At 70.3% G+C, this 26,425-nt stretch carries 20 protein-coding genes; 14 read left to right on the top strand and 6 right to left on the bottom strand.

Annotated features, from left to right (window positions below; translation table 11 throughout):
• Positions 1–48 precede the first annotated feature (48 nt).
• The 8 genes from LWP59_RS08440 (at position 49) to LWP59_RS08475 (ending at position 15,227) form a co-directional block, all read left to right on the top strand.
• Positions 49–1,230, top strand: a complete 1,182-nt coding sequence (locus LWP59_RS08440; RefSeq protein WP_144638502.1) for an MFS transporter — start codon at positions 49–51, stop codon at positions 1,228–1,230.
• 20 nt (positions 1,231–1,250) lie between these two features.
• Positions 1,251–3,251 carry a cytochrome c oxidase assembly protein gene (locus LWP59_RS08445; protein ID WP_144638500.1) on the top strand — a complete coding sequence of 667 codons (2,001 nt, stop codon included), beginning with the start codon at positions 1,251–1,253 and terminating at the stop codon, positions 3,249–3,251.
• Between the two features lie 120 nt (positions 3,252–3,371).
• Positions 3,372–3,845: a single-stranded DNA-binding protein gene (locus LWP59_RS08450; protein WP_144638498.1), complete on the top strand. Its 474-nt coding sequence runs from the start codon at positions 3,372–3,374 to the stop codon at positions 3,843–3,845.
• A 119-nt stretch (positions 3,846–3,964) separates the two neighbouring features.
• Entirely contained in the window at positions 3,965–5,641 is a 1,677-nt protein-coding gene (gene ettA / locus LWP59_RS08455; RefSeq protein WP_144638496.1) for an energy-dependent translational throttle protein EttA, read from the top strand.
• A 47-nt stretch (positions 5,642–5,688) separates the two neighbouring features.
• Positions 5,689–8,445 carry a hypothetical protein gene (locus LWP59_RS08460; protein ID WP_144638494.1) on the top strand — a complete coding sequence of 919 codons (2,757 nt, stop codon included), beginning with the start codon at positions 5,689–5,691 and terminating at the stop codon, positions 8,443–8,445.
• A 730-nt stretch (positions 8,446–9,175) separates the two neighbouring features.
• The gene (locus LWP59_RS08465; protein ID WP_144638490.1) at positions 9,176–14,146 is read left to right on the top strand and encodes an NAD-glutamate dehydrogenase; all 4,971 of its coding nucleotides are present in this window, start codon (positions 9,176–9,178) and stop codon (positions 14,144–14,146) included.
• Positions 14,147–14,149: 3 nt separating this feature from the next.
• Positions 14,150–14,575: an acyl-CoA thioesterase gene (locus tag LWP59_RS08470; RefSeq protein WP_144638488.1), complete on the top strand. Its 426-nt coding sequence runs from the start codon at positions 14,150–14,152 to the stop codon at positions 14,573–14,575.
• Complete coding sequence (locus tag LWP59_RS08475) at positions 14,568–15,227, top strand: hypothetical protein (RefSeq protein WP_144638486.1); 660 nt, start codon at positions 14,568–14,570, stop codon at positions 15,225–15,227. The genes LWP59_RS08470 and LWP59_RS08475 overlap by 8 nt, the downstream gene beginning before the upstream one ends.
• On the opposite strand, the gene LWP59_RS08480 is transcribed toward LWP59_RS08475, so the two are convergent.
• From LWP59_RS08480 to LWP59_RS08495, 4 genes are read right to left on the bottom strand one after another with little or no spacing between them, the layout of a single operon-like run.
• The gene (locus tag LWP59_RS08480; protein ID WP_144638484.1) at positions 15,210–16,592 is read right to left on the bottom strand and encodes a carboxylesterase/lipase family protein; all 1,383 of its coding nucleotides are present in this window, start codon (positions 16,590–16,592) and stop codon (positions 15,210–15,212) included. The genes LWP59_RS08475 and LWP59_RS08480 overlap by 18 nt on opposite strands.
• Positions 16,593–16,596: 4 nt before the next feature.
• Positions 16,597–17,373 (bottom strand): glycerophosphodiester phosphodiesterase, encoded by a 777-nt coding sequence (locus LWP59_RS08485; protein ID WP_144638482.1) that lies wholly within the window; start codon positions 17,371–17,373, stop codon positions 16,597–16,599.
• An 8-nt stretch (positions 17,374–17,381) separates the two neighbouring features.
• Positions 17,382–17,783: a globin gene (locus LWP59_RS08490; RefSeq protein ID WP_186383236.1), complete on the bottom strand. Its 402-nt coding sequence runs from the start codon at positions 17,781–17,783 to the stop codon at positions 17,382–17,384.
• A 4-nt stretch (positions 17,784–17,787) separates the two neighbouring features.
• The gene (locus tag LWP59_RS08495; protein ID WP_144638478.1) at positions 17,788–18,777 is read right to left on the bottom strand and encodes a mechanosensitive ion channel family protein; all 990 of its coding nucleotides are present in this window, start codon (positions 18,775–18,777) and stop codon (positions 17,788–17,790) included.
• Between the two features lie 436 nt (positions 18,778–19,213).
• On the opposite strand from LWP59_RS08495, the gene LWP59_RS08500 reads away from it, so the two are divergent.
• From LWP59_RS08500 to LWP59_RS08510, 3 genes are all read left to right on the top strand, one after another.
• Positions 19,214–19,642 carry an HNH endonuclease gene (locus LWP59_RS08500; protein WP_444541903.1) on the top strand — a complete coding sequence of 143 codons (429 nt, stop codon included), beginning with the start codon at positions 19,214–19,216 and terminating at the stop codon, positions 19,640–19,642.
• Between the two features lie 642 nt (positions 19,643–20,284).
• Complete coding sequence (gene ctaJ, locus LWP59_RS08505; RefSeq protein WP_144638474.1) at positions 20,285–20,524, top strand: aa3-type cytochrome oxidase subunit CtaJ; 240 nt, start codon at positions 20,285–20,287, stop codon at positions 20,522–20,524.
• The gene (locus LWP59_RS08510) at positions 20,511–20,990 is read left to right on the top strand and encodes a DUF5130 family protein (RefSeq protein ID WP_144638472.1); all 480 of its coding nucleotides are present in this window, start codon (positions 20,511–20,513) and stop codon (positions 20,988–20,990) included. Before ctaJ ends, LWP59_RS08510 begins: the two co-directional genes overlap by 14 nt.
• 63 nt (positions 20,991–21,053) lie before the next feature.
• Here LWP59_RS08510 and pepN read toward each other — a convergent pair whose 3' ends face one another.
• Complete coding sequence (gene pepN, locus LWP59_RS08515) at positions 21,054–23,615, bottom strand: aminopeptidase N (protein WP_144638470.1); 2,562 nt, start codon at positions 23,613–23,615, stop codon at positions 21,054–21,056.
• Positions 23,616–23,751: 136 nt separating this feature from the next.
• On the opposite strand from pepN, the gene LWP59_RS08520 reads away from it, so the two are divergent.
• Complete coding sequence (locus LWP59_RS08520) at positions 23,752–24,360, top strand: mycothiol-dependent nitroreductase Rv2466c family protein (protein WP_144638468.1); 609 nt, start codon at positions 23,752–23,754, stop codon at positions 24,358–24,360.
• Here the strand turns inward: LWP59_RS08520 and LWP59_RS08525 are convergent.
• Complete coding sequence (locus LWP59_RS08525; protein ID WP_144638466.1) at positions 24,347–25,012, bottom strand: MBL fold metallo-hydrolase; 666 nt, start codon at positions 25,010–25,012, stop codon at positions 24,347–24,349. The two genes, LWP59_RS08520 and LWP59_RS08525, sit on opposite strands and share 14 nt — an antisense overlap.
• A 130-nt stretch (positions 25,013–25,142) precedes the next feature.
• Here LWP59_RS08525 and LWP59_RS08530 point away from each other — a divergent pair, with 130 nt between their 5' ends.
• Positions 25,143–25,613, top strand: a complete 471-nt coding sequence (locus LWP59_RS08530; protein ID WP_144638464.1) for a ribose-5-phosphate isomerase — start codon at positions 25,143–25,145, stop codon at positions 25,611–25,613.
• Positions 25,613–26,419, top strand: coding sequence for an Fpg/Nei family DNA glycosylase (locus LWP59_RS08535; RefSeq protein ID WP_144638462.1), 807 nt, complete (start codon positions 25,613–25,615; stop codon positions 26,417–26,419). Before LWP59_RS08530 ends, LWP59_RS08535 begins: the two co-directional genes overlap by 1 nt.
• Positions 26,420–26,425 lie beyond the last annotated feature (6 nt).

Below are 26,425 nucleotides of genomic sequence, written 5' to 3' on the forward strand. Positions count from 1 at the left end.
GTGGACTTTCTGAAGCGCTTAAGTCATGGTGAGGTAAGGAGGTGACGCATGGCCAGGGACCGGGTCGCGGTGTTCGTGGTGTTCGGGCTCAACGGCGCCGTCTACGGAACCTGGGCCCCCCGAGTGCCCGCACTGGCCGAACGACTGCACGCGGCGCCGGGTTCGCTGGGCCTGGCGCTGCTCGGCTCCAGCATCGGCATGCTGGTCGCAGCGTCGATGTCCGGACGGCTGGTCGAGCGGTTCGGTGCCAGGGCGGCGATCGTCGCGTCGACGCTGCTGTCCTGCGCGGTGCTGCCGTTCATAGGCGCGGCGGGGTCGGTGCCCACGCTCGGGTTCGTCATGTTCGGTCTCGGTGTCTCGGTCGGTGCGCTGGACGTGTCGATGAACATCGGCGCGGTCGGTGTCGAGCGGCGCGTCGGGCACGCGATCATGCCGCTGTTCCATGCCGGGTTCAGCTTCGGCGGTCTCATCGCCTCCGGCGCGGCAGGTCTCGCGGCCGCGCAACACTGGTCGCCGCTACGCCACTTCCTGGTCGCCGCGGCTGTCGTTCTCGTCACTCTGCTGCTCGTGCTGCCCGGACTGCCCCGAGCTGCCGCTCGGGCGGAACGGGCGCCACCGGCGGTGCGCGTCGCCCCGATCCGCAGGCCCGTGCTGTGGCTGCTCGCGGCGATCGCGCTGTGCTCGGCGATCGCCGAAGGCGCCAGTTCCGACTGGTCCGCACTGCTGCTGGTCACCGTGCAGCACATCGATCAGGCGGCAGCAGCGCTCGCCTTCGCCGGGTTCTCGCTCACCATGGCGGTGACCCGGCTCGGGGGCGCCTGGGTGCAGAACAGGTTCGGGCCCACCCGGACGCTGGCCGCCGGGGCGGCACTCGCCGGTTTCGGGCTCGTCGTCGCGGCGGTCGTCCCGGTCGCCGGGCTCGCCTTCGCCGGGTTCGGTCTCGCCGGTGCCGGACTGGCCGCGTCCTTCCCGATCGCGCTCAGCCTCGCAGGCGCGGCGGGCAAGCGGGACGACGACAGCGGCGGCGAGCGGGAGATCGCGTTCGTCACCACCATCGCCTACAGCGGCTTCCTCGCCGGGCCGCCCGTCATCGGCGGCATCGCCCAGCTGAGCTCGCTGTCCGTTTCCTTCGTGGTGGTCGGACTGCTCGCCGCGTTGATAGCCCCTGCCGCCGTCGGCGCAGGTCGCGCACGTCACCGTGAGCTCACCGCGGGCACGACCGCGGCCTGAGGCGGGCCTAGTCTCGTAGCGTGGAGTCTGAAGCCCCCTCCCGCCGCAAGGCCAGCGTCCTGCCGCTGCTGACCATCAGCGTGATCCTCGCCGCGGTCATCGCGGTCGCTCTGGTCGCGGCCACCGGCGGGACCACGTACCTCATCGCAGGACTGCCTGACCCCGGGCTGCTGACGCACTACGGCATCGAGGTCGTCCGGGTGCTGGCGGACGCGGCCTCGGTGGTCTGCGTCGGCTCGCTGCTGCTCGCGGCGTTCCTCGTGCCGCCGCAGCAGTCAGGCACGGTCGCGCGCGACGGGTACGCCGCATTGCGCACGGCCGGAGTCGCGGCGTGGGTGTGGTTCGCGGCCGCTATCGCGTCGGTGTTCTTCACAGCCGCCGACGGCGCGGGCAAACCGGTCACCGAGGTCTTCTCGCCGGTGGTGCTGCTGGACCTGATCGATGCGATCGAGCAGCCCAAGGCGTGGTTGTTCACGGCCGCGATCGCGCTCGTGCTCGCGGTGGGCTGCCGGCTCGCGCTGTCCTGGGGCTGGACCGCTGTGCTGTTCTTCGTCTCAGTCGCCGGCCTGGTGCCGGTCGCCGTGACCGGTCACTCCGCCAGCGGCGGGTCGCACGACATGGCGACCAACAGCCTTCTGTACCACCTGGTCGCCGCGTCGCTGTGGGTCGGCGGCCTGTTCGCGCTGCTCGCGCACGGCTGGCGAAAGGGCGAGCACCTGACGCTCGCGGCCAGCCGGTTCTCGAACCTGGCGCTGGTCTGCTGGATCGTGATGGCGCTGTCCGGCATCATCAACGCGCTCGTGCGGATCTCGCTGGGCGACCTGTTCACCACCGACTACGGCCTGCTGGTCATCGCGAAGATCGTCGCGCTGCTCGTGCTCGGCGTCTTCGGGCAGCAACAACGCGCACGTGGTGTCCGCGCGCTCGTGGACGGTCGGGGCGGCGGGCAGCTGCTTCGGCTCGCGGCCGTCGAGCTGCTGATCATGTTCGTGACGATCGGCATCGCGACGGCTCTCGCTCGCACACCGCCACCCGCCGACGCGGTCACCCAGCCGTCCACGACCGAGCTGCTGATCGGGTACAACCTGCCGGGCGCGCCGACGGTCCTGCGGCTGCTCTTCGCCTGGCGATTCGACCTGATCTACGGCACGGCCGCGATCGTGCTGGCCGGGCTGTACCTGGCTGGTGTGCGGCGATTGCGCCGACGCGGAGACTCATGGCCGGTCGGCCGAACTGTCGCCTGGGTCGCGGGCTGCGCCGTCCTGCTGCTCGCGACGTCCTCCGGCCTCGGGCGCTACTCGCCGGCGATGTTCAGCGCTCACATGGGCGTGCACATGATGCTGTCGATGGTCGCGCCGGTGCTGTTCGTACTGGGTGGCCCGGTCACACTCGCGCTGCGGGCGCTCCCCGCCGCTGGCAAGAACTCACCCCCCGGGCCTCGGGAGTGGGTGCTGGCGTTCGTCCGGTCGCCCCTGGCGAAGGTGCTCACTCATCCGGTCGTAGCTCTGGTGCTGTTCGTCGGCTCGTTCTACCTTCTGTACTTCTCGGGCCTGTTCGACAGCGCGCTGAACTACCACTGGGCACACCTTGTGATGAATGCGCACTTCCTTCTGTCGGGCTACGTCTTCTACTGGCCGGTGATCGGCATCGACCCGGCGCCACGCCGCCTGCCCCACCTGGGCCGGCTGGGCATGATGTTCGCCGCCATGCCCTTCCACGCGTTCTTCGGCGTGATCCTCATGTCCAAGCAGACCGTGATCGGCGAGTCGTTCTACCGGCAACTGAACCTGCCATGGGTCACCGACCTGCTCGCGGACCAGCGGCTCGGCGGTGGGATCGCGTGGGCTTCCGGGGAACTGCCCGTCCTGCTGGTGCTGATCGCCTTGCTGGTGCAGTGGGCGCGAGCGGACGAGCGGGAGGCCAAGCGCACGGACCGTCGCGAGGAACAGACGGGTGACGCGGATCTGGCGGCGTACAACGCGATGCTCAAGCAGATGGCGGAGGGCAAGCCGCACGCCTAGTTGTCCACATACCCCTGGTTGTCCACAGCTACGGCAACTTCCCCTTCCCCCGGGCACGGCCGTCCGGCCAGGCTGGTGTCACGGCAGAAAACGCCAGACACGAGAAGGGGTGTGAGGGCGATGGCTCTGGGCGAGACGACGGTGACGGTGGTGGGCTTCGTCGACAGCGAGCTCGAGGTCAAGAGGGTCGGCGACGAGGGCCACGAGGTGGTCACCTTCTTGCTGCGCAGCATCGAGCGGCGGTTCGACAAGGAAAAACGGGAGTGGGGCGACGGGCGACATCTGGCGGTCAGGGTGAAGTGCCGGCGTCGCCTCGCCCTGGCTGCGCGGTCGGCGCTGCAGGAGGCCGATCCCGTGCTCGTCACGGGCAGGATGTCCACCCGCGTGCATGCCGAGGAGAGGGGGCAGCCTCGGTCTTTACCTGAGGTTGAGGCGTCGGCGATCGGGCTCAACCTCATGTTCTGCGTGGCGCCTATCCGCCGACCTAAGCAGGCCTCCGTGAGCGTTTCCCCCGGGCCCGGGAAGTGGCAGCGCCGGGCACTCGTCGAGAGGGAGGCGCTCATGTCGACGGCTGAGCCGGTGTCGGCGGCCTGAGAAGGGGAGGTCAGCGGACCGCGACGAGTGATGTTCGCGGGGTGAGCGGGGGGTGACGCTGGGTCGTTGGATGGTGACCGCCGTTCGGTCGGGTAACGCACGGCTCTACGATCGACGTTATGGCCGAGTTCATCTACACCATGAAAAAGGTGCGCAAGACCGTCGGGGACAAGGTCATCCTCGACGACGTCAGCACCGCGTTCTACCCGGGCGCCAAGATCGGCGTCGTGGGTCCGAACGGTGCCGGCAAGTCCACCGTGCTGAAGATCATGGCCGGGCTCGATCAGCCGAGCAATGGGGAAGCGTTCATCCAGCCCGGGGCGTCGGTCGGCATCCTGTTGCAGGAGCCCCCGCTCAACGAGGACAAGACGGTGCGCGGCAACGTCGAGGAGGGCCTCGGCGACATCAAGGTGAAGCTCGACCGCTTCAACGAGATCGCCGAGCAGATGGCCACCGACTACAGCGACGCGCTGATGGACGAGATGGGCCGGCTCCAGGAGGAGCTCGACCACGGCGACGCCTGGGAGCTGGACTCGCAGCTGGAGCAGGCGATGGACGCCCTGCGCTGCCCGCCGCCGGACGAGCCGGTCACCCATCTCTCCGGTGGTGAGCGGCGCCGGGTCGCGTTGTGCAAGCTGTTGCTGTCCAAACCGGACCTGCTGCTGCTGGACGAGCCCACCAACCACCTGGATGCCGAGAGCGTGCTGTGGCTCGAGCAGTTCCTGGCCAACTACCCGGGCGCCGTCCTCGCGGTCACCCACGACCGGTACTTCCTGGACAACGTCGCCGAGTGGATCATGGAGCTCGACCGCGGCCGGGTCGTCGGCTACGAGGGCAACTACTCGACCTACCTCGAGAAGAAGCGGGAACGATTGGAGGTGCAGGGCAAGAAGGACGCGAAGCTCGCGAAGCGGCTCAAGACCGAGCTCGACTGGGTTCGCTCCAACGCGAAGGCGCGCCAGACCAAGTCCCGCGCCCGTCTGGACCGCTACGAGGAGATGGCCACCGAGGCCGAGCGCAACCGCAAGCTCGACTTCGAAGAGATCCAGATCCCGCCCGGCCCGCGGCTGGGCAGCGTGGTGGTCGAGGTCGAGAACCTGCGAAAGGGCTTCGACGACCGGCTGCTCATCGACGGCCTGTCGTTCAACCTTCCGCGCAACGGCATCGTCGGGGTGATCGGCCCGAACGGCGTCGGTAAGACGACGTTGTTCAAGACGATCGTCGGGCTGGAGAAGCCCGACTCGGGCGACGTCAAGATCGGCGAGACGGTCAAGCTGTCCTATGTGGACCAGAACCGCTCCGGCATCGACCCCAAGAAGACGGTGTGGGAGGTCGTGTCCGACGGGCTGGACTACATCCACGTGGGCCAGACCGAGATGCCGTCGCGGGCCTACGTCTCCGCGTTCGGGTTCAAGGGGCCGGACCAGCAGAAGCCGTCCGGGGTGCTCTCCGGCGGTGAGCGCAACCGGCTGAACCTCGCGCTCACCCTGAAGCAGGGCGGAAACCTGATCCTGCTGGACGAGCCGACCAACGACCTGGACGTGGAAACACTGGGCTCGCTGGAGAACGCGCTCGAGCAGTTCCCCGGCTGTGCGGTGGTCATCTCGCACGACCGGTGGTTCCTCGACCGCGTGGCGACCCACATCCTGGCCTGGGAAGGGGACGACGCCAACCCGGCCAAGTGGTTCTGGTTCGAGGGCAACTTCGAGGGCTACGAGAAGAACAAGATCGACCGCATGGGAGCGGAGGCGGCCCGGCCCCACCGGGTGACTCACCGCAAGTTGACGCGCGACTGACGCGCGCTCGCGAGCACGCTTGAGCCGACACTGAAGCGGAGTCCCCATTGGTAGCCACCAAGCACATCCGATCCAGCCCGTCCTCGACACGTGTCGGCGGGTGGAGCGCGGCCGGTAGCGGCGAAAGCTACGCGATCGAGAGCCTGCTGCAGCAGGCGGCCTCGCTCACGTTGCGTGCGCCGGAACTGACCGTGGTCTTCGGTGAGCGCGCCGCGTCCCTCGCGGAGGCCGCGGGGTCGGACAAGCTGTGGGTGCGCGCCGAGAGTCTGGTCGTGTCGGCCCAGGTCCGGCTCGGGCTGCGGGCGGACACCGTGGGACGCGCGGTCGCCGCGTTGCGGGCGGCCGAGGACTTGGGCGAGACGGTGCTGGCCGCCCGGCTGCGTACTGACCTCGCCCTGTGTGCGCGCAGCGTCGGTACGCCGCTGACGGGGCTGGCTGCGCTACGGCCGGTGCTCACAGTGGCGGAATTTTCCGGTGCAGGCAGGGCGGCCGCCATGTGCCAATTGGTCGGCTGCCTTTCGCAGTTCGGGCGCAAGCCTGAGCTGGACCGGACGTTGACCGAGGCCGACCGGCTGTGCGGGTCGGACGACGACCTCGACGGTGACGACCGCCTGCTGGCACGCGCGCTCGTCCGGGTGGGGATCTCGGCCCATCGGCGGCGCCATTCCGATGTGATGGGCGCGGCCGACGCCGCACGCACGGGTCTGGGTCTGCTCGAGCAGTTGGACGACCCGGGCTGTGACGGCGGTGTCGTCCGGGTGCGGCTCATCCTGCAGCTGGTGTGCTCGCTGCTCGACCGGGGTGACACGAAGAACGCCGCGGAGATCGCGGAATCGGTGCTGGCCGAGTCCGCCCGCGCCGCTTCGGTCGCGCCGCTGGGCTGGCTTCGAATGGCGGTCGCCACCAGGGTTCTGCTTCCGTCGGGTTCGGTCGAGGCGGCGGCGGTCGTGCTCCGGGATGCGGTGCACAGCACCGAACGGCACGGCCTGCACGCGCTGACCTCACGACTGTGGGCCGAGCTCGCGCACGTCGAGGAGCGGCTGGGCCGGGAGTCGGAAGCCATCGAATGCCTGCACCAGAGCCGGGCGGCCGAGCACGTGTACGCGCGTTCTCGTCGTCAGGCCATGGGCCTGCTCGCAAGCGAGTTCGGCAACGGTGGTCATGCTGCGCTGGATCTCGATGACGTTCTCGGCGCCCCCGCAAGCGCGGCGCCGGGTGCTTCAGCTACCCCGCCAGTTTCCGGCGATGTCGTAGTTGCGACGGCTGGATACTCGGCGTCCACCGCAACGAACGGGCACGCCGTGTCGTCGCGCTCGACGGATACGGGCACACGTCACGCCGAGGGCTCCCGAAGCGTCGGCGGGCGCGCGACGTCTGAGACTGGTGTGACTGAGCACACCGCGATCATTCCGCGCATCGTTGATTCGACTGATGACTGGACGAAGGCCGGGCCCGCGCGGGCCGGTACGTCGCAGTCCGACCGCGAGCCAAGGCGCGCCACGGAAACCTCGGCGGAATCCACGCACGGGATGCGTCGTGACGACCGTTCCTCGGAATCCGCGCATGGGGCACGGCGTGCCGAAGAGGATCGCTCCGAGACCAGGCATGCGGCGCGCCGCGTGGAAGAGGGTTCCTCCGAGACCGGGCACGGGACGCGGCGTGCCGAAGAGGATCGCCCCGAGACCGGGCACGGGGCACGGCGTGCCGAAGAGGGCACCTCCGAACCCGAGCATGGGACACGGCGCCCTGAGAAGGCTTCGCCGGAGTCCGGGGGTGGGAAGCGCCGCGCTCCTGAAGTCCCGGCAGAGGCAGAAGGCAGTGGGGCCGCAGGAGCCGCCAAGTCTCAGGTGAAGCTCGCGCCGGTGCGTGTCGAACGGGCCGCCGTGCCGGACCCGCCGCTCGCGCCGCCGCCGGCGGATGAGCGATCGCCGCGGGTCTCGCTCGTCTCCGAGCGCAAGCCCGAGCCCCTCGCGAAGACCGAGGAGCCGGAGGACGAGCAGAGCAAGCCGAAGACTCGTCACGACGCCACCCATGGTTCGATCGCCGCACGTTCGGTGCTGGACAGGCTGGGCATTTCAACCGGTTCGGGCGGCGGTCGTCGCCGGGCGGCGGACGATTCCGACGAAACGCCGCGGGTCGTCGAGGCGTTGGAACCGGCGGGGAGCGGGTCGGCACGGAACGTCGAGCCGATCGCTCGCAGTGGAGAGACTCCGACCGTGCCTGAGACTCGAAACGTTGCGGGGGCTGAAGCAACCGCCGTCGAGTCTGCGCAGGAGCTGACGTCCGCAGAATTGGCTCGTGATGGTGCGGTGGAAGACGCGGGTCAAGACCTCGCAGAGTCGGACACGGATGAGTCGTCGGCCGTCCCGACGCCGGAGTCTCCCGCGCCTGCGGAGGAGACGCTCGGGGAGACGTCGGTCGCGGTCAACGATCCTTGGCTGCCGCGGTTGAGGCTTCCACCGTCGCTCGAGCCCTTCGAAGACTTCTCCGACGAGGTGCTGGCTTCGATCTCGGAGACGCACTTCACGAGCACGCCGGTCATCGAGGACGATGGGTTCGGGGATCCGTTTCGCAGCGAGTACAGCGGCTCCTCCCCGCTGGACGACGATCTGCCCGCCGATGCCGGGCTGGCCGACCTGCTCGCGAGGGCGCTCGCGGAGCACCAGGCAGGCACCTCGAGCGCGGCCGCGTTGGTGAAGCGCCTGGGCAACCAGGGCTCCGACGAGCGGCGCACGGTCAACGGCCACAGCCGCAACGGTGAGCCGCCGGCCAACGGCCGCCACCGCGGCGGCAGCGATCACTGACTGGCGCTTTCGTTCGTGCAGCCGCCATGCAGATGGCCTACAGGCGCGCCGCATGACACGCACCTAACGCGGTGCGCGGGTGGCCCACGGCGAATCGTTTGTGGGCGCCCGTGCGTGACCCTGCCGACGGCGTGCAACACGCGGCAGATGAACGGGCTCTGTACAGGGACACGGCGGATGGCACGGTGCACTGCGAAATGGCCCGCGGTGAACATGTCAGAGGTGCGGACGGTGCGCGGCGAACCTGCTCGGCGTGTGGGGCCACGCATGGCGCGCGGCCGTGCACGTGCGGCGGATATGTAGGGGGCCGCGGCGGCGGTGCACGGCGTGTGGGGGCCACGCATGGCGCGGCGGCCGTGCACGTGCGGCGGATATGTAGGGGGCCGCGGCGGCCGTGCATGGCCGTGTGGGCGGTCATACACGGGGCGCGGCGGCCATGCGGGGCACGGCGGCGATGCACGGGGGCGGCGGACAGATGTGCGGTGCCAGCCGGATATGCACAGCGTGCGGCGGCCGTGCCCAAGACGCGCGCGACGCGCGACAGGCCCCACACCTCCCCATCCCCACCGCACGCTGCCTATAACCGCTCGGGTGGGTGAAGTCGTGGGGTTCTAGCACCGGGGGTGGGGATCGGTGCGTCCATGTAGCGAAAGGGTCTCCGAAAGCTCGCACTAGGGTGAGGCTGTTCGGCGTGATCACGTGATCAAGGCTCAGTGGAGAGTTGCCTGAAATGAGCTCGACAGGTTTTTCGTCCCGTTCTGGTGTGGCCTCAGGGCGGGAAACCCTTCAACGGCGACCGGCCAGCCCGGAGCAGATCCGGGACGAGCTGATCGAAGCCGCAGCCGAGCACGCGCCGGACATCGCTGATCTCATCCGCCTCTACTACCGCCACATCCCGGCCGAAGAGGTCCTCGGCGACGACCCCGTCGACCTCGTCGGCGCCGTCCGGTCGCACTGCCAGTTCGCGGAGCAGCGGGTGCCCGGCCGCCCCGGCGTGCGCCTCCTCAACCCGACCACCGCGGAGGACGGCTGGACCCGCGATGCCACCGTCGTCCAGATCGTCACCGACGACATGCCCTACCTGGTCGACTCCGTCACCGCGAAACTCGCCCGCGACGGGATCCAGGTCCAGCGTCTGGTGCACCCGATCGTCGTCGTCAGCCGAGACATCACCGGTAAACTGCTGGAGATCCACCCGACCGCCGACGCCGCCCAGCCGCCCGAGGGAGCGGCCGCGGAATCCTGGATGTACGTCGAGATAGACCTCATCACCGACCCGGACCGCGCGCGCGAGCTGGACACGCACCTGACCTCGGTGCTCGCCGACGTCCGCGAGGTCGTCGAGGACACCGACAAGATGGTCCGCGCCGCGCTCGATGTCGCCGCCGAGCTCACCGACGACCCGCCGCCCCTGGCATCCGACCTGGTCACCGAAAGCGCCGATCTGCTGCGTTGGCTCGCCAAGGGCCACTTCACCTTCCTCGGCTACCGCCGCTACCAGCTGGTCGAGGGCGAACCGGGAGACGACGACCCCGCGATGCGCGCCTCGCTGGCCTCGGGTCTCGGCGTGCTCAGGCAGGACAACCTCGCCGCGCGCAGCCTCACCGCCGGGCCGGACACCACCGCCAACGCCCTGAAGCCCGAGCTTCTGGTGCTGACCCAGGCGAGTGCGCCGTCCACCGTGCACCGCCCGGTGTATCCGTACTACGTCGGGGTGAAGACGTTCGACGAGCGCGGGCTGGTCACCGGTGAGCACCGGTTTCTGGGCATGTTCACCACGAGTGCCCTGCACGAGGATGTCCTCGACATCCCTGTGGTGGCGCGCAAGGTGCGGAACGTGATCCACCGGGCCGGCTATCCGATGGAGTCGTTCTCCGGGCAGCGGATGCTCGAAGTGCTGCAGAACTGGCCGCGTGCGGACCTGTTCTCCGCCGACCAGGATTCGTTGTACTCGACCGCGGTCGGTGCGATCACGTTGTCGGATCGGCGGCGGTTGCGGCTGTTCCTGCGGCGCGACACCTACGGCCGGTTCTACTCGTGCCTGGTGTTCCTGCCCCGGGACCGCTATACGACGCGGTCCCGGCTGGCGATGCAGGAGGTGCTGCTCGCCGAGTTGGAGGGCACGCATCTGGAGTACGGCACCCGCGTCGGCGAGACCGCGCTGGCGCAGATCCATTTCATCGTGCACACGGATCCCTCGAGCCAGGTCGAGCCGGACACCCTGCACATCCAGGAGCGCCTGAACGCGGCGGTCCGCAGCTGGGACGACCTGATGGTCGAGGCGATCCTCGCCGAGCGGCGCGAGCGCGCCGGTGAGGGTCTGCGGGCGCCGATGGGCGAGGAGTCCGCGACCGAGCTGGGCCAGCGTTTCGCGGGTGTGTTCCCCGAGGCGTACAAGGAGGACTTCAGCGCGGTCGAGGCGTTGGCGGACCTGCGGCGCCTGGAGTCCCTGCAGACCGAGCAGGACCTGGCGATGTCGTTCTACGTGCCGGCCGACGCGGAGCCGGGGGAGCGGCGGTTCAAGCTGTACCTGCTCGGCGAGGGGGTCACCCTGTCGGCCGTGCTGCCGGTCCTGCAGCGGATGGGTGTCGACGTCGTCGACGAGCGCCCGTACGACCTGCGCCGGGAGGACGGGACGCGGTCGTGGGTGTACGACTTCGGCCTGCGGATCGGGCAGCAGGCGCTGGATGACTTGACCGAGGAGGCCGAGCAGGATCTGCGGGTCCGTTTCCAGGACGCGTTCGCCGCCGCCTGGCGCGGAGACTGCGAGGTCGACGGCTACAACTCGCTGGTGTTGCGGGCGGGGCTGACCTGGCGGCAGGCGTCGGTGTTGCGGGCGTATGCGCGGTACCTGCGCCAGGCCCGGACGCCGTACTCGCAGGAGTACATCGAGTCCGCGGTGCTCGCGCACACCGACATCGCGACGAAGCTGGTGAAGCTGTTCGAGCACCGCTTCGACCTGGCCACGGACCCCGGGTCCGACACGCAGTTCGACACCCTGGTCGAGGAGATCACCTCGATGATCGACGGTGTCACGAGCCTGGACGAGGACCGGATCCTGCGGCGGCTGCTCGCGGTGATCTGCGCGACCCTGCGCACCAACTACCGGGTGACCGACGCCGAGGGCGCGAACCGGCCGTTCCTGGCGTTCAAGCTCGACCCGCAGGGTGTGCCGGACCTGCCGGAGCCGCGGCCGCGGTTCGAGATCTTCGTGTACTCGCCGCGGGTGGAAGGCGTGCACCTGCGCTTCGGCGCGGTCGCGCGGGGCGGGTTGCGCTGGTCGGACCGGCGCGAGGACTTCCGCACCGAGATCCTGGGCCTGGTGAAGGCCCAGGCGGTGAAGAACGCCGTGATCGTGCCGGTGGGCGCGAAGGGCGGGTTCGTCCTCAAACGCCCGCCGACCCCGACCGGGGACCCGGGGGTGGATCGCGACGCGCTGCAGAACGAGGGCATCGCCTGCTATCGCATGTTCATCTCCGGTCTGCTGGACCTGACCGACAACCGGGTCGAAGGCCGCACCGTGCCGGCGCCGAACGTGGTGCGTTACGACGAGGACGACACCTATCTGGTGGTCGCGGCGGACAAGGGCACCGCGACGTTCTCCGACATCGCCAACGAGGTGTCGGCGAGCTACGAGTTCTGGCTGGGCGACGCGTTCGCCTCCGGTGGCTCGGTCGGCTATGACCACAAGGCGATGGGCATCACCGCCCGCGGCGCCTGGGAGAGCGTGAAGCGGCACTTCCGCGAGCTGGGCGTGGACACCCAGAGCGAGGACTTCACGGTCGTCGGTGTCGGGGACATGGCGGGAGACGTCTTCGGCAACGGGATGCTGCTCTCCCGTCACATCCGGCTGGTGGCCGCGTTCAACCACCTGCACGTCTTCCTCGACCCCGACCCGGACGCGGCCTCCTCCTTCGAGGAGCGCAAGCGGTTGTTCGCGTTGCCGCGCTCGTCCTGGGAGGACTACGACCGGTCGTTGATCAGCGAGGGCGGCGGGATCTACTCGCGCAGCGCCAAGACGATCCCGATCACCACGCAGGTGCGCCGCGCCCTGGGGCTGGGCGAGGACGTCGCGCACCTGTCCCCGGCCGAGCTGATCAAGGCGATCCTGCTGGCGCCGGTGGATCTGTTGTGGAACGGCGGGATCGGCACCTACGTCAAGGCCGAGGACGAGACCCACACCGACGCGGGGGACAAGGCAAACGACGCGGTGCGCGTCAACGGCAAGGACCTTCGGGTGCGGGTCGTCGGCGAGGGCGGCAACCTCGGGCTGACCCAGCGCGGCCGGATCGAGTTCGCCCGCGCCGGCGGGAAGATCAACACCGATGCGCTGGACAACTCCGCCGGGGTGGACTGCTCCGACCACGAGGTCAACATCAAGATCTTCCTCGACCACCTGGTCACGGTCGGGCAGCTGGGTCGTGAGCAGCGCAACGAGCTGTTGCACGAGATGACCGACGAGGTCGCCGAGTTGGTGCTGGCGGACAACTATCGGCAGAACGCGGTGCTCGGGGTCGCGCGAGCGCATGCCCCGGCGATGGTGAACGTGCACGAGCGGCAGGTCGCCGCGCTGGAGGCCGCGGGTGTGCTGGACCGGGAGCTGGAGTCGCTGCCCGGCAAGGCCGAGTTCCGCAACCGGGAGAAGGCCGGGCAGGGCCTCAGCTCGCCGGAGCTGGCGACTCTGCTCGCGCACGTGAAGCTCGACCTGAAGGACGAGCTGCTCGCGGGTGACCTGCCCGACGCGGAGGTGTTCGCGCGGCGGCTGACCGAGTACTTCCCGACACAGCTGCGGGAACGCTACGGCGACGCGGTCGCCGAGCACCCGCTGCGCCGCCAGATCGTCTCCACCATGCTGGTCAACGAGGTCGTCGACGGTGCCGGGATCTCCTACGCCTACCGGCTCTCGGAGGAGATGAACGCGACCGTCACGGATTCGGTGCGCGCCTACACGGTGGTCACCCGCGTGTTCGGCCTCGACTCCCTGTGGGAGGCGATCCACCGGCTCGGCAACGTCGTGGACACCCGCATCTCCGACGCGATGATGCTGGAGTCACGGCGGCTGCTGGACCGGGCCGCGCGCTGGTTCCTGGCGAACCGGCCGCAGCCGCTCGCCGTCGGCGCCGAGATCAGCCGGTTTCAGGCCACCCTCGCCGCGCTGGCGCCGCAGGTCGGGCAGCTGCTGCGCGGGCGGGAGGCCGACGCCGTCGCCGAGCGCACCACCAAGTTCTGCGGCGAGGGCGTGCCCCGCGAGCTGGCCGACCGGGTCGCGCTCCTGCTGGACTCCTACGGTCTGCTCGACGTCATCGAGGTCACCGAGCTGGCCGAACGGGAAGCCCGCGTGGAGACCGAGCGCAGCCCGCAGGAGACCGCCGAGCTGTACTACGCGCTGTCCGCGCACCTCAACGTCGACCAGCTGCTGACCTCGATCAGCGCGCTGGAACGCGGAAACCGCTGGCACGCCCTGGCCCGGCTCTCCCTGCGCGACGACGTCTACTCCTCGTTGCGGGCGATCACGCTCGACGCGCTGCGCCACAGCGACACCGACGACAGCACAGACGAGAAGATCGCCCAATGGGAGAAGGCCAACGCCTCCCGGCTCTCCCGCGCCAGGGTCGCGCTCGACGAGATCAGCCGGTCCGGCAGGCTGGACCTGGCGACGCTGTCGGTCGCCGCCCGGCAGCTCAGGAGCACGGTGAGGTAGCGAGTGTATGTAGCGATGGTCCGGCCGCGCTGGTCGGACATGGACGTCTTCGGGCACATCAACCACGCGCGCATGGTGACCTTGCTCGAGGAGGCTCGGGTGCCGCTGCTCTTCGGCGAGGCGAGCGAGCAGGGGCTGGCCGAGTTCGCCAAGGGCATGGTCGTGGTCAAGCTGTCCGTGCACTACCAGGCGCCGATCGTGGTGGACGGCCAGGACATCCGGGTCGAAGTGAGCATGCGGGACCTGAAGTTCGCCTCGGCCACCCTGGATTACAAGGTCCACAGTGGACCGTCGGCCGACGACAGGGTCGCGGTGGTGGCGGACACCGTGCTGGCGCCCTACGACGTCGAGACCGGCAGGCCGCGGCGATTCACCGAGCAGGAGCGCGAGTTCCTGCGGAACAGGCTGGCGGTGGGCGCGGATGACTGAGAGCACCCGTTCGCAGACGACGGAGCTGCACGTCCCGGACGCCGCGGACCGCGAGACGCTGAGCGCGTTCGTGGCCCGCGCAGTCCGGCTCGACGGGCAGTGCGCGGTGCGGTTGCGCAACCGTGACGAGGAGGTCGTCGAGGCGTGGGTGGTGACGCCGTTCGAGGTCCTGGCCACCCGTGCGGTGCACGGTCGGGTCGCACCGCGGGACGTGACCGTGTCGGGCAACGAGCTGCTGGCGGCGCTGACCGTGGCGCCGGGGGAGTGGATGGACCCGGGCCCGTCGCGTGACCTGTTGTGGCACGCCGAGCTGCCCGTCGGCGGCCAGTGGCAGCAGGTGGACGACCTGCCGGTGGGCGTGGTCGGCGAGCTGACCGACCGGGGCGTCACGCTGGCGCGGGACAACGTCGGCCCGCACGGCACCCCGCCGGCGTCGCTGATGGACCAGACGGTCCTGACCGTGACCGGCGGCGAGCTCGAGGTCAAGATCCCGATGCGCTGCCTGTTCGCGCTCTCGGGCATGGGCTTTGTCGACTCGTCGATAGGCGAGGATGTCGTGCGGGTGACAGCGACGAGCTCGTGGCTCCGGCTCGACGCCCGCTACGGCGCGGTGCTGCGTCGCAGGCAGGCGTTGCTACCGCTGCTGTTCTGACGCCCAGAGCAGCCGTTCGTCGCGGTCCGGGTCGTCGGCGGGCCGGCTCACGGTGTCGAACAACATCGTGGTCCGGCATTCCGGCTCGTATCGGGGCCAGCTGGGTTCGCCGTGGACGAACCGGACCCACGCGTCGTGCATCGCCCTGGCCACCGTGCCGGCGCGCCGGGTGTCGCGGCCCAGGAACAGCCGGAAGTACCGGTTGTCCACGTCGTCGAAGATCAGCGGCAGGTCCAGGCCGTGGCACGCGCCCATGCCCTGCACGCCCGTGCGCCAGTCGAGCCGGTACATCCACACCTCGCCGCCCGCCGCGTGCTGCGCCTCGGCGTACCGGATCGCGGGCAGCCACCAGTCACTCGCCGTGACCACCCGCCCCTCCAGGTTCGTCTCGTCAGGAAACCGCCGCCGGTAGGCCGAGATCACCTCGGTGAACTCCTCGGGGCCGAGCATCATCGCGCCCTGGGCCTGGCCGAGCATCCGGAACAGGTCGTGCTCGTCATGGTTGGTGCCGATCAGCAGCCGCACGCCCGAGGCAGTGCCCGCGGCCACGGCGTCGAGCGGCCGCTCGACGAGCGGCGAGCCGTCGACGACGACCCGGTAGGGGACGCGCGCGCCGGACCGCGCGGCGAGCCGGATCTGTGCCTCGACGATCTGCTCGGCCGGCAGGTCACGAAGCTCGTCGGCGTCGGCACCGAGTTCGTCCAGCAGCTGGGCCGCGGTCCCGGACGCCGTTTCGGGGGAGTCCACGAGCGCGCCGACTCCGGTCCCGCTCTGCACGATCGCCTGCTGGAAGAGTCCTTGCGCGGCCGGCACGGCGAGCAGCGTGCCCACCGTCCGCCCGCCGTTGGATTCGCCCGCGAGCGTGACCCGCGCCGGATCCCCGCCGAACGCGGCGACGTTGTCCCGGACCCAGTGCAGCGCCGCGAGCTGGTCCAGCAACGCGAAGTTGCGCCCGCCGAGGCTCTCGGGCAGGTAGAGCAGGCCGAGCGCGCCGAGCCGGTAGGCGACGGTCACGACGACCACCCCGTGCTGCGCGAACCGCGTCCCGTCGTACTCGTTCGGCGAACCGGTGATCCCGCCACCGCCGTGGATCCACACGAACACCGGATGTGGCCCGGACGCCGCGGGCGCGTAGACGTTGAGGTACAGGCAGTCCTCGCTGCCGGACAGCCCGCGGCCGAGGACGTGGGCCTGCAGCGACGACCGCCTGGAACCGGGGAGCACACCCGGCCACGGCTCGACCGGATGCGGTGGCGCGAACCTCAGCTCACCGACCGGGGGCGCGGCGTACGGGATGCCGGTGAAGATCCGGACGCCGTCGCGCTCCTCGCCGCGGAGGGTGCCGTCGGCAATCGTGACGTTCACGGATTCAGGCGCTCGCGGGAGCCTTCAGCGACGCGACGACCGTCGGCACGTCGTCCACGCACAGGGCGTCCGCGCCGGCGTCGAGCAGCCGCTGCGCGAACTCCACCTCGGGACACCAGGCGAGCAGCTCGCGCCCGCTCGCGTGCACCAGGTCGATCACGTAGTCCAGCGGCCGGTGCAGTGGCCTCGGCTCGGCATCGTTCGGGTGCATGGAACCCCAGTGCGGCGCGAGCACCTGGACGTCCAGGTGGCCTGCCGCGGCGACGGCGTGCCCGATCGGGAAGCCCACCCAGGTCAGCAGGCCGCGGGCGACGCCGGGGGCGAGCTGCCGGGCGATGTCCAGGCCGCCCGGGTCGAACGACGTGACGAGCACGTCGCGCCGGCGGGACTCGCGGGCGGCGACGGCGGCGAGCCGCCCCATCGTGGTCCGCGTCCGGGCGAGGGTGGCGTCCTCCATGGACGTCTTCACGTCGAAGTCGACCCCGACCGATTCGGGCAGCGCCTCCAGCAGCTCGCCGAGCCGCAGCGCGCCCTTGTCGCAGGCCTCCTGTGCGGTGATGTCGGCGTAGAAGACCCCGTCGGCGTCGGCGGGGTTGTGGACCACGACGAGCTCGTCGTCCACGGTCCGGCGGACGTCGACCTCGACCCAGTCGACACCCGCGGGCGCCGCCGCGAGGAACGATTCGAGCGTGTTCTCCAGATGCCCGTCGACGGTTCCCCGGCCCAGGCCCCGGTGTCCGACGATGACGGGTCCGCGCGCGAAAACTCTTTTGCCGTCCATGAAGGCGATCAGTCCCAGCTGTTGAGCATGCTCTGTGCGGCCATCTCCAGGTACTGCCACAGCTGCTGCTCGAGCGCGGGCGGCAGCCCCGCCTCGTCCACCGCGATGCGCATCGCCCGCAGCCAGGCGTCCCGCTGCATCGGGCCGACCTTGAACGGCGCGTGCCGCATCCGCAGCCGCGGATGGCCGCGGCGGTCGGAATAGGTGTGCGGGCCGCCCCAGTACTGCATGAGGAACAGCCGCAGCCGCTCCTCCGCCGGGCCGAGGTCCTCCTCGGGGTACAGCGGCCGCAGGATCTCGTCCTGGGCCACCTCGGCGTAGAACCGGGCGACGATCTTGCGGAACGTCGGCTCCCCGCCGACGGCGTCGTAGAAGGACTGGGGCTCGGACTCGCCGCTCACTGAGGACACCTCCCTATTGTGCCGTGCCGGTCGTGCCCGGCTGACCGAGGAACCGTCCCATGGGCGGATCGAACCCGGCCTCCTCGAGCCCGGAGATCACGGCCGCCCGCAGCGCACGCTGCACCGACCACTGCTTGCCCGGCCGGACCTTGACCGTCAGCCGGATCGTGATGCCCTCCGGGGTGACGTTTTCCACCCCCAGCACCTGCGGCGGTTCCAGCACGTCCTGGGCCAGCGGCTCGGCCGCCACGGCGGCACCGGCGGTACGGGTGAGCACCTCGACCGCGCGGTCGACGTCGGCGGTGTAGCTCAGCGGCACGTCCACGACCGCGTTGGCGTAGCCCTGGCTCGAGTTGCCGACCCGCTGCACCTCGCCGTTGCGGACGTACCAGACGGTGCCCTTCATGTCCCGCAGCGTCGTGATGCGCAGCCCGACCGACTCGACCGTGCCGGTGGCCGAGCCGATGTCGATCACGTCGCCGACCCCGTACTGGTCCTCGAGCATCATGAACATGCCGGAGAGGAAGTCCTTGACCAGGTTCTGCGCGCCGAAGCCGAGCGCGACGCCGACGATCCCGGCCGAGGCGATGATCGGCCCCAGGTTGATGCCCAGCTCGCCGAGCACCTGGATGAACGCGAGCCCGTAGACGATGAACGAGGTCAGCGACTTGAGCACCGAGCCGATCGTCTTCGCGCGCTGGCGCCGTCGCTCGATCACCATCGGGCCGAGCAGGTCCGGCGCGCGCTCCCGCAGCGGGCGCAGCAGCGCGGGCAGCCGGCGGCTGTTGTTGCGGGGGATCTCGGTGACCCGGTCGATGACCTTGCGCAGCACGAGCCGGATCAGGAACGCGACCAGCAGGATCAGCACGATCTTGATGGGCTTGGCCACCAGCCAGCCCGCCGACGCCGCCAGCCACTCATTGTGAGTCAGCTGGTACACCTGGTAACACCAGGTGCCCTGGTCGTTGACGCACTGGGGTGTTTCGGTCAGCAGGGGGTACACGGGGCTGTGTGGTCCCTTTCTCGCCTTGTGCGCCCGCGTTCACGTGAACGTCGGACGGATGTCACAGGACACGTCTTCTAACACAGGTGCATTTCCGGTGTGATCTGTGGTCGACTATGGCTGCACCGGTGGAGGTGGTCGAGTGCCAGACCGACAACCGATCCCCCTCGGCGCCCCCGACCACAATCCCGTGGCCGGGCAGGCGCCGGAGGTAGTCCTGTGTGCTTATCCGGGTGGGGCCGCGCCCAGCGGTCATCATCCGAGTGGGCCACCTTCGCGTGGCGGGGGCCGTGGCGCCCGTCCGCCCGGACAGCGTAGAGGGCGGGATCCGGCGGTCGGCAGCGCCCCCAGCTGGGGACGGCGGCGGGTACTCCTGCTCAACGCCACCTACGAGCCGCTGACGGCGCTGCCGTTGCGGCGGGCCGTGGTGCTGGTGATGTGCGGGAAGGCCGACGTGGTGCACGGCGACCCGGCGGGCCTCACGCTGCACGCGGCCACGACGTCGCTGCCCGTGCCCTCGGTGATCCGCCTGTCCACCTACGTACGCGTGCCCTACCGGGCGCAGGTGCCGCTCACCCGCGCGGGGCTCATGCACCGCGACCGCTACCGCTGCGCCTACTGCGGCGGCCGGGCGGACACCATCGACCACGTCATCCCGCGCAGCCGGGGCGGCCCCCACAGCTGGCAGAACTGCGTGGCCTGCTGTGCCAGGTGCAACCACCGCAAGGCCGACAAGCTCCTCTCGGAGCTGGGCTGGCACATGCGCGTGGTGCCCACCGCGCCGCACGGCCCGCACTGGCGGCTGCTGGTGCACAGCGGGGAAGCGGACCCGTTGTGGCGGCCGTACCTGGGCGTCGCGGCCTAGGCAACGCACACCGGTGCCCCGGTCGTCCTGCGACGGCCGGGGCGTTCTGGTGCCCGGAGTCCGGAGGGGGGTTCAGGAGGCGGTGACGCGGGTGCCGCAGGTGACCCGCGTCCCGTGGGTCACCCGGGTGCCACGCGTGACGCGGGTGCCGGCCGTGACCCTGGTCCCGCGCGTGACGCGGGTCCCGCGGGTGACCCTCGTGCCCGCGGTGACCCGCGTGCCCCTCGTGACCCTGGTCCCGCGCGTCACGCGGGTTCCCGCGGTTACCCGCGTGCCCCGGGTGACCCGGGTGCCGTGGCCCTCAATGGTGTCGATCAGTGACGGAGCGTGGTCAGCGTTGGGCTGAGCGGGGGTAGAGGCGACATTCATGAGCTGTCCTCCGGGGACCCAGTGCGTTACTTTGCGGGAAGGGGAGCGGGGCGCAAGGCCCGTACAGGTGAAAACTACGAGGAATTGTTCCCGGGAACAAGCCGATTGCGCTGAGTGCGGCCGCCCGAACGCTGAGTTGCAACCTTTCGCGCAAGGGCCTTTCGGCCCATCGTGTGAACCGAAGGTCGGCACACGGCCGACGGCGGCCGCGTCACGACGAACGGTCCCGACGTGACAGCGTGCCGCCGGAAGCCATCGGCTAAGGTTCGAGACGTGAACATCGTCGAGACGATCCTGGTCTTCGCGCTGATCCCGGGCGCCATCTACGGCGTCGTCGCGCTGCTGACGCTGCGCTCGAAGTTCGCCGGGACCCCGCGTTACCGGCCGGGCCAGCCGTGGGAGTACCCGCCCATGTGGTGGAGCGGCAACCCCGAGGGCATCGGTGCGCATCGGCAGGTGAGCTCCGGCGACGGGTCGGGGACGGCAGTGGGAGGTGCCCGTGGCAGCTGGTGAGCTGGTCCAGCAGACCGAGTCCGACGAGCCGGAGTTCGGCGTCGGCATTACCTCCAGCGGCCGCCGGTCGGTCGCCAAGATGTACGAACCCGATAGCCCGTCCAGCCCATTCAGCGTCCAGCAGCTGGCGCGCCTCGACGAGGCGCTGACGCTCGCGAGCCGCGAGACGGGCGTCGACTTCAGCGTGTACCTGGGCGAGCTGGGGCCCGACTCGCGCGCGGCGGCCGAGAAGCTGCACGCGTCCATCGGCGAGACCGCGCCCCGCTCGGTGCTGATCGCGGTGTCGCCCGGTGAGCGCGTGGTCGAGGTGGTCACCGGCGCGGAGGCGTTCCAGCGCATTTCCGACCGGGCCGCGAAGCTCGCGGTGATGAGCATGGTCGCGTCCTTCAAGGAGGGCGACCTCATCGGCGGGCTCATCTCCGGTCTGCGCATGCTCGCCGACCAGGCAGGCCACGCCCCGGCCTGACCGGTCCAGCAAGACACGAGAACAGCCGGCCTCCCGTCGCGGGAGGCCGGCTGTTCTCCGTTTTCAGCTCTCGTCGAACTCGCGCGCCGCCAGCGCGCGGACGATGCCCGCCCGGCCCTCGGACACCAGCCGGCGCAGCGCCGCCGGGCGCTCCCCGGCGAGCCACGCGTCGGCGGCGTCCACAGTGGACCGCTCGACGGCCCACGCCGGGAACAGCCCGACGACGACCGGCTGCGCCCGCTCGCTCGAGCGCCGCTGCCACACGTCGTCGATCACCTCGAAGTACTTCCCGACGTACTCGCCCAGCAGGTGCTTCTGGCCCGGGTGGGAGAAGCCGCCGATGATGGCGTTGCTGACCGCGTTGGGCAGCTCGTCGTCGTAGACCGCCCGCTGCCACGCCTCGGCCTTGCTCTCCGGCGTCGGGCGCAGCGCGCGGGCGTGCTCGGCGTGCCGGCGCCCGGTCGCGGTGTCGTCGCGGGCCAGCTCGGCGTCGATCTCCCGGTCGCCGGCCTTGCCGTGCGCCACCAAGGCGTTCAGCAGCCGCCAGCGCAGGTCCGCGTCGACGGTCAGCCCCGGCAGCGGCGCCGAACCGTCGAGCCACCCGGCGAGGACGCCGAGCTTCTCGTCGTCGAGCACGGAGCCCGCGAGGGAGTTGACGAACGCCAGCTGGTGGTCCGAGCCCGGCTCGGCGCCCCGCGCCAGCTCCAGCAGGCGGGCGGTGAACTCGGGCCAGCCGCGCTCGGTCGCCCATTTGCGCTCCGCGTAGGAGTTCAGCGCCGTCTGCGCCTGCAGCAGCAGCCGCTGCACGACACCGACCTCGGTCTCGGCGTGGATGCCGTGGGAGACGATCGCGACGAAGTCGCGCGCCTTGAGCTCCGCTTCCCGCGTCATCTCCCAGGCCGCCGACCAGCACAGCGTGCGCGGCAGCGGCTCGACGACGTCGGCGATCCGGTCGACCAGCGTGGTCAGGGAACCGGTGTCGAGCCGCATCGTGCAGTAGGTCAGGTCGTCGTCGTTGACCAGCACGAGCTTGCCCGCCGGCGCGCCGATGAGGTCGGGCACCTCGGTGACCTCGCCCTCGACGTCGAGCTCCACCCGCTGGACCCGCACGAGCTTGCCGTCGACGTCGTCGTAGACGCCGACGGCGATGCGGTGCGTGCGCAGCTCGCCGGCACCAGGCTTCGCGCCGGTCTGCACGACGGCGAACGAGGTGAACCTGCCCTCGCCGTCGGTGTCGAACCGCGGGCGCAGCGAGTTCAGCCCCGTGGTCTCCAGCCACTGCGCGCTCCACCCGGACAGGTCGCGGCCGGAGGCCTGCTCCAGCGCGGCCAGCAGGTCGGCCAGGGTGGCGTTGCCCCACGCGTGCTTGCCGAAGTACACCCGCAGCCCGGCGAGGAAGTTGTCCAGCCCGACGTAGGACACCAGCTGCTTGAGGACGCTCGCGCCCTTGGCGTAGGTGATGCCGTCGAAGTTCACCTCGACCGCCTGCAGGTCGACGATGTCGGCCGCGATCGGGTGCGTCGAGGGCAGCTGGTCCTGCCGGTAGGCCCAGGACTTCTCGATGTTGGCGAAGCTGGTCCACGCGTGCTCGTACTCGGTGGCCTCGGCCTGCGCCAGCACGCTCGCGAAGGTGGCGAACGACTCGTTCAGCCACAGGTCGTCCCACCAGCGCATGGTGACCAGGTCGCCGAACCACATGTGCGCCATCTCGTGCAGCAGGGTCTCCGCGCGGCGCTCGTAGGCGTAGCGGGTGACCCGGCTGCGGAACACGTAGTCCTCGAGGAACGTGACCGCGCCGGCGTTCTCCATCGCGCCCGCGTTGAACTCCGGCACGAACAGCTGGTCGTACTTGGAGAACGGGTACGGCGTGGCGAACGCCTTGTGGTAGAAGCCGAAGCCCTGCTTGGTCTCGGTGAACAGGCGCTCGGCGTCCATGTGCTCGGCCAGCGAGGCGCGGCAGTAGATGCCCAGCGGGATCGTGCCGTGCTCGTCGGTGTACTGGTCGTGCCACTCGGCGTACGGCCCGGCGACGAGCGCGACCAGGTACGTCGAGATGCGCTCGGAGGTCGCGAACACCGTCCGGGTGGCGCCTTCCGGCGTCTTCTCGGTGGACTCGACCTGCGCGTTGGAGACGATCTTCCAGTCGCTGGGCGCGATCACCGTCAGCCGGTACACCGACTTGAGGTCGGGCTGGTCGAAGCAGGCGAACATGCGCTTGGCGTCCGCGGTCTCGAACTGGGTGTAGAGGTAGACCGCGTCGTCGACGGGGTCCACGAACCGGTGCAGTCCCTCCCCGGTGTTCATGTAGCGGCAGTCGGCGCGCACGACCAGTTCGTTGGTCTCGGCGAGCTCGGGCAGCTCGACGCCGTCGTCCTCGACGTAGCCGGACACGTCCAGCTCACGCCCGTTGAGCGTCGCGGCGCGCACCTGCGCCGCGACGATGTCCACCCACGAGCTCGCCCCGGCGCGCGCACTGGCGAACCGGATCGTGGTGGTCGAGTCGAACGTCTTCTCCCCGGGACCGCCATTACCGTCGGTGAGGTCCAGGACGATCTCGTAGGACTCGACTTCCAGCAGGTCCGCGCGTTGTTTTGCTTGGTCGCGGGTCAGGTTAGGGGCGGGCACAGGCACCTCGTAGCACTAGCGGTGGTCGATCGATGTGTCCCGCTATCCAATCACGGATGCCCCGGGGAACAAGCGGAACGCGGAAGCTGTTGGCCTGGTTGACCGCAGCTGCCGGCCCCTACAGGGAGAACCACTGATGTCCGATCGCACTCGCGTGGATTTCTACTTCGACCCGATCTGCCCGTTCGCCTGGATCACGTCGCGCTGGATCCTCGAGGTGGAGAAGCAGCGCGAGCTCGATCTCCACTTCAAGGTGATGAGCCTCGCGATCCTGAACTCCGGCCGGGACCTGCCGGAGCAGTACCAGGAGATGATGACGAAGGCATGGGGTCCGGTCCGGGTCGCCGTCGCGCTCGCGCAGGCCAAGGACGAGGCCGTGCTCCGCGAGTTCTACACCGAGTTCGGGACCCGCTTCCACAACGGGGGCGACAAGGACATCTCCGCGGTCCTCGAGCAGACGCTCGAGGCCATCGGGGCCTCCGCGGACCTGGCCGCGGCCGCCGACTCCACCGAGTACGACGAGGCGCTGAACAAGAGCCACCACGAGGGCATGGACCCGGTCGGCATGGACGTGGGCACCCCCACCATCCACATCGACGGCGTCGCGTTCTTCGGCCCGGTGCTCAGCTCGATCCCGCGCGGCGAGGACGCGGTGAAGGTCTTCGACGGCGCCCGCGCGCTCGCGAGCTACCCGGACTTCTTCGAGCTGAAGCGCACGCGGAGCGGGGACCTCAACTTCGAGTGAGCTCGTCCCGCTGACGCCGCACGAACGCGGTGTCCACGGGTTCGCCGTGCCCCGGCACGACCGTGCCGGGGCGCAGGGCAAGCAGCCTGTCCAGCGCCCGCGGCCACTCCGCCGCGTGCCCGATCTCCGGTGGCGCGCCCTGCTCGACGAGGTCGCCGGCGAACACGACCTCCGCGTCGGGCACGTGCACGGCCACGTCGTGGTCGGTGTGCCCGCGCCCGGGGTGCAGCAAGGTCGCCTTGCGGCCGCCGAGATCCAGTGTCACCTCATCGGTGAGCACGTGGGTCGGGCGGACGAGCTCGGCTTCGAGGAGGCGTTGGGCGAGCTCGTGCTTGTGCTCGCGCTGGAACGTCTGCGCCCACGTCTCCCGGTCGGCGCCCATCGCGGCCGCGCACCGCTCGTGCGCCCAGACCGGGCACGGCAGGAACGGCTTCGTGCCGAAGTGGTGGTCGAAGTGGGCGTGCGTGAGCACCACCAGCCAGGGCAGCGTCGTGACCGCCCGGATCGCGGCGGCGAACTCCGCGCCCTGCACCTCGTCGCCACCCGTGTCGACGACCAGGCAGCGCTCCCGGCCGACCACCAGCCCGAGCGTCTGGTCGAGGTGCTCGTACCGCCGGGCGAACACGCCGTCGCCGACCTCAGTCCACCGCATGGGGGCCAAAGGTAGCCGCTTCCGGCGGCGGCGCGGGTAGTGTGGCGGCCCGCACGTCCTGACCGCCCTGCCCGGACGACCCCGTACCCACAGCACACCCGGCCGGACGGGAGATGGCAGACTCCAGCCCGTGCGTGTCTACTTGGGATCCGACCATGCCGGTTTCGAGCTGAAGAACCACCTCGTGGCCCACCTGAAGGGCCAGGGGCATGAGGTCACCGACATCGGACCGGCCGTCTACGACGCGGCCGACGACTACCCGGCCTTCTGCATCGAGACGGCCCGGCGCGTGGTGGCCGACGAGGGCAGCCTCGGCATCGTCGTCGGCGGCTCCGGCAACGGTGAGCAGATCGCCGCCAACAAGGTGCCCGGCGCCCGCGCGGCCCTGGCCTGGAAGCCGGAGATCGCGCAGCTGGCCCGCGAGCACAACTACGCCCAGCTGATCGGCATCGGCGCGCGGATGCACACGGCCGAAGAGGCCACCGCGATCGTCGACACCTTCCTGGCCACCCCGCCCTCGCCCGACGAGCGGCACGCCCGCCGTGTGCGGCAGCTGCTGGACTACGAGCGCACCGGCACCCCGCCCGCGCTGCCCAGCTGATGCCCGAAGGCCACACCCTCCACCGGCTCGCCCGGCTGCACCAGCGGCAGTACGCGGGCGTGCCGGTGGAGGTGACCAGCCCGCAGGGCAAGTTCACCGACGCGTCCGCTGTGGACGGTCAGGTGCTGGTCAAGGCCGAGGCGTACGGCAAGCACCTGTTCCACCACTACGACTCGGCCGGTTCGGTGCACGTCCACCTCGGCCTGTACGGCACGTTCACCGAGGCGAAGCTGCCGGTGCTGCCGCCCGTGGGCCAGGTCCGGATGCGGCTGGTCGGTGGTACACATTGGACGGACCTGCGCGGCCCGACCCGTTGTGAGCTACTGACTCCGGACCAGGTCGACGCGATCAAGGCGCGGCTGGGCCCGGACCCGTTGCGCCGTGACGCCAAGCCGGAACAGGCGTTCGAGCGGATCTCCTCGTCACGCACCTCGCTGGCCGCGTTGCTGATGGACCAGTCCGTCGTCGCCGGTGTGGGCAACGTCTACCGAGCGGAGCTGTTGTTCCGCCACGGCATCGCGCCCATGCTGCCCGGCCGGTCACTGGACGCGGTGCGGTGGAAGGAGATGTGGGCGGACCTGGTGACGCTGATGCGGCACGGGGTGCGCGTGGGGCGCATCGACACGGTCGCCGACGAGCACCTGCCCCATGTCATGGGCCGCGCGCCGCGCGAGGACAGGCACGGCGGCGAGGTGTACGTCTACCGCCGCACCGGTCAGCCCTGCCTCGTCTGCGGCACGCCGGTCGCGCACAAGGAACTGGCAGGCCGGAACCTGTACTGGTGCCCGGTCTGCCAGCCCGAGTGAGCGGTC

The organism is Amycolatopsis acidiphila (genome assembly GCF_021391495.1).
Lineage (GTDB): Bacteria > Actinomycetota > Actinomycetes > Mycobacteriales > Pseudonocardiaceae > Amycolatopsis_E > Amycolatopsis_E acidiphila.

Excerpts from the sequence above, each read along its gene's own strand:
- LWP59_RS08440 (WP_144638502.1), top strand. The coding sequence starts at position 49 with ATGGCCAGGGACCGGGTCGCGGTGTTCGTGGTGTTCGGGCTCAACGGC.
- LWP59_RS08450 (WP_144638498.1), top strand. The coding sequence starts at position 3,372 with ATGGCTCTGGGCGAGACGACGGTGACGGTGGTGGGCTTCGTCGACAGC.
- ettA (WP_144638496.1), top strand. The coding sequence starts at position 3,965 with ATGGCCGAGTTCATCTACACCATGAAAAAGGTGCGCAAGACCGTCGGG.
- LWP59_RS08465 (WP_144638490.1), top strand. The coding sequence starts at position 9,176 with ATGAGCTCGACAGGTTTTTCGTCCCGTTCTGGTGTGGCCTCAGGGCGG.
- LWP59_RS08475 (WP_144638486.1), top strand. The coding sequence starts at position 14,568 with ATGACTGAGAGCACCCGTTCGCAGACGACGGAGCTGCACGTCCCGGAC.
- LWP59_RS08485 (WP_144638482.1), bottom strand. The coding sequence starts at position 17,373 with ATGGACGGCAAAAGAGTTTTCGCGCGCGGACCCGTCATCGTCGGACAC.
- LWP59_RS08500 (WP_444541903.1), top strand. The coding sequence starts at position 19,214 with ATGTGCGGGAAGGCCGACGTGGTGCACGGCGACCCGGCGGGCCTCACG.
- LWP59_RS08520 (WP_144638468.1), top strand. The coding sequence starts at position 23,752 with ATGTCCGATCGCACTCGCGTGGATTTCTACTTCGACCCGATCTGCCCG.
- LWP59_RS08525 (WP_144638466.1), bottom strand. The coding sequence starts at position 25,012 with ATGCGGTGGACTGAGGTCGGCGACGGCGTGTTCGCCCGGCGGTACGAG.
- LWP59_RS08535 (WP_144638462.1), top strand. The coding sequence starts at position 25,613 with ATGCCCGAAGGCCACACCCTCCACCGGCTCGCCCGGCTGCACCAGCGG.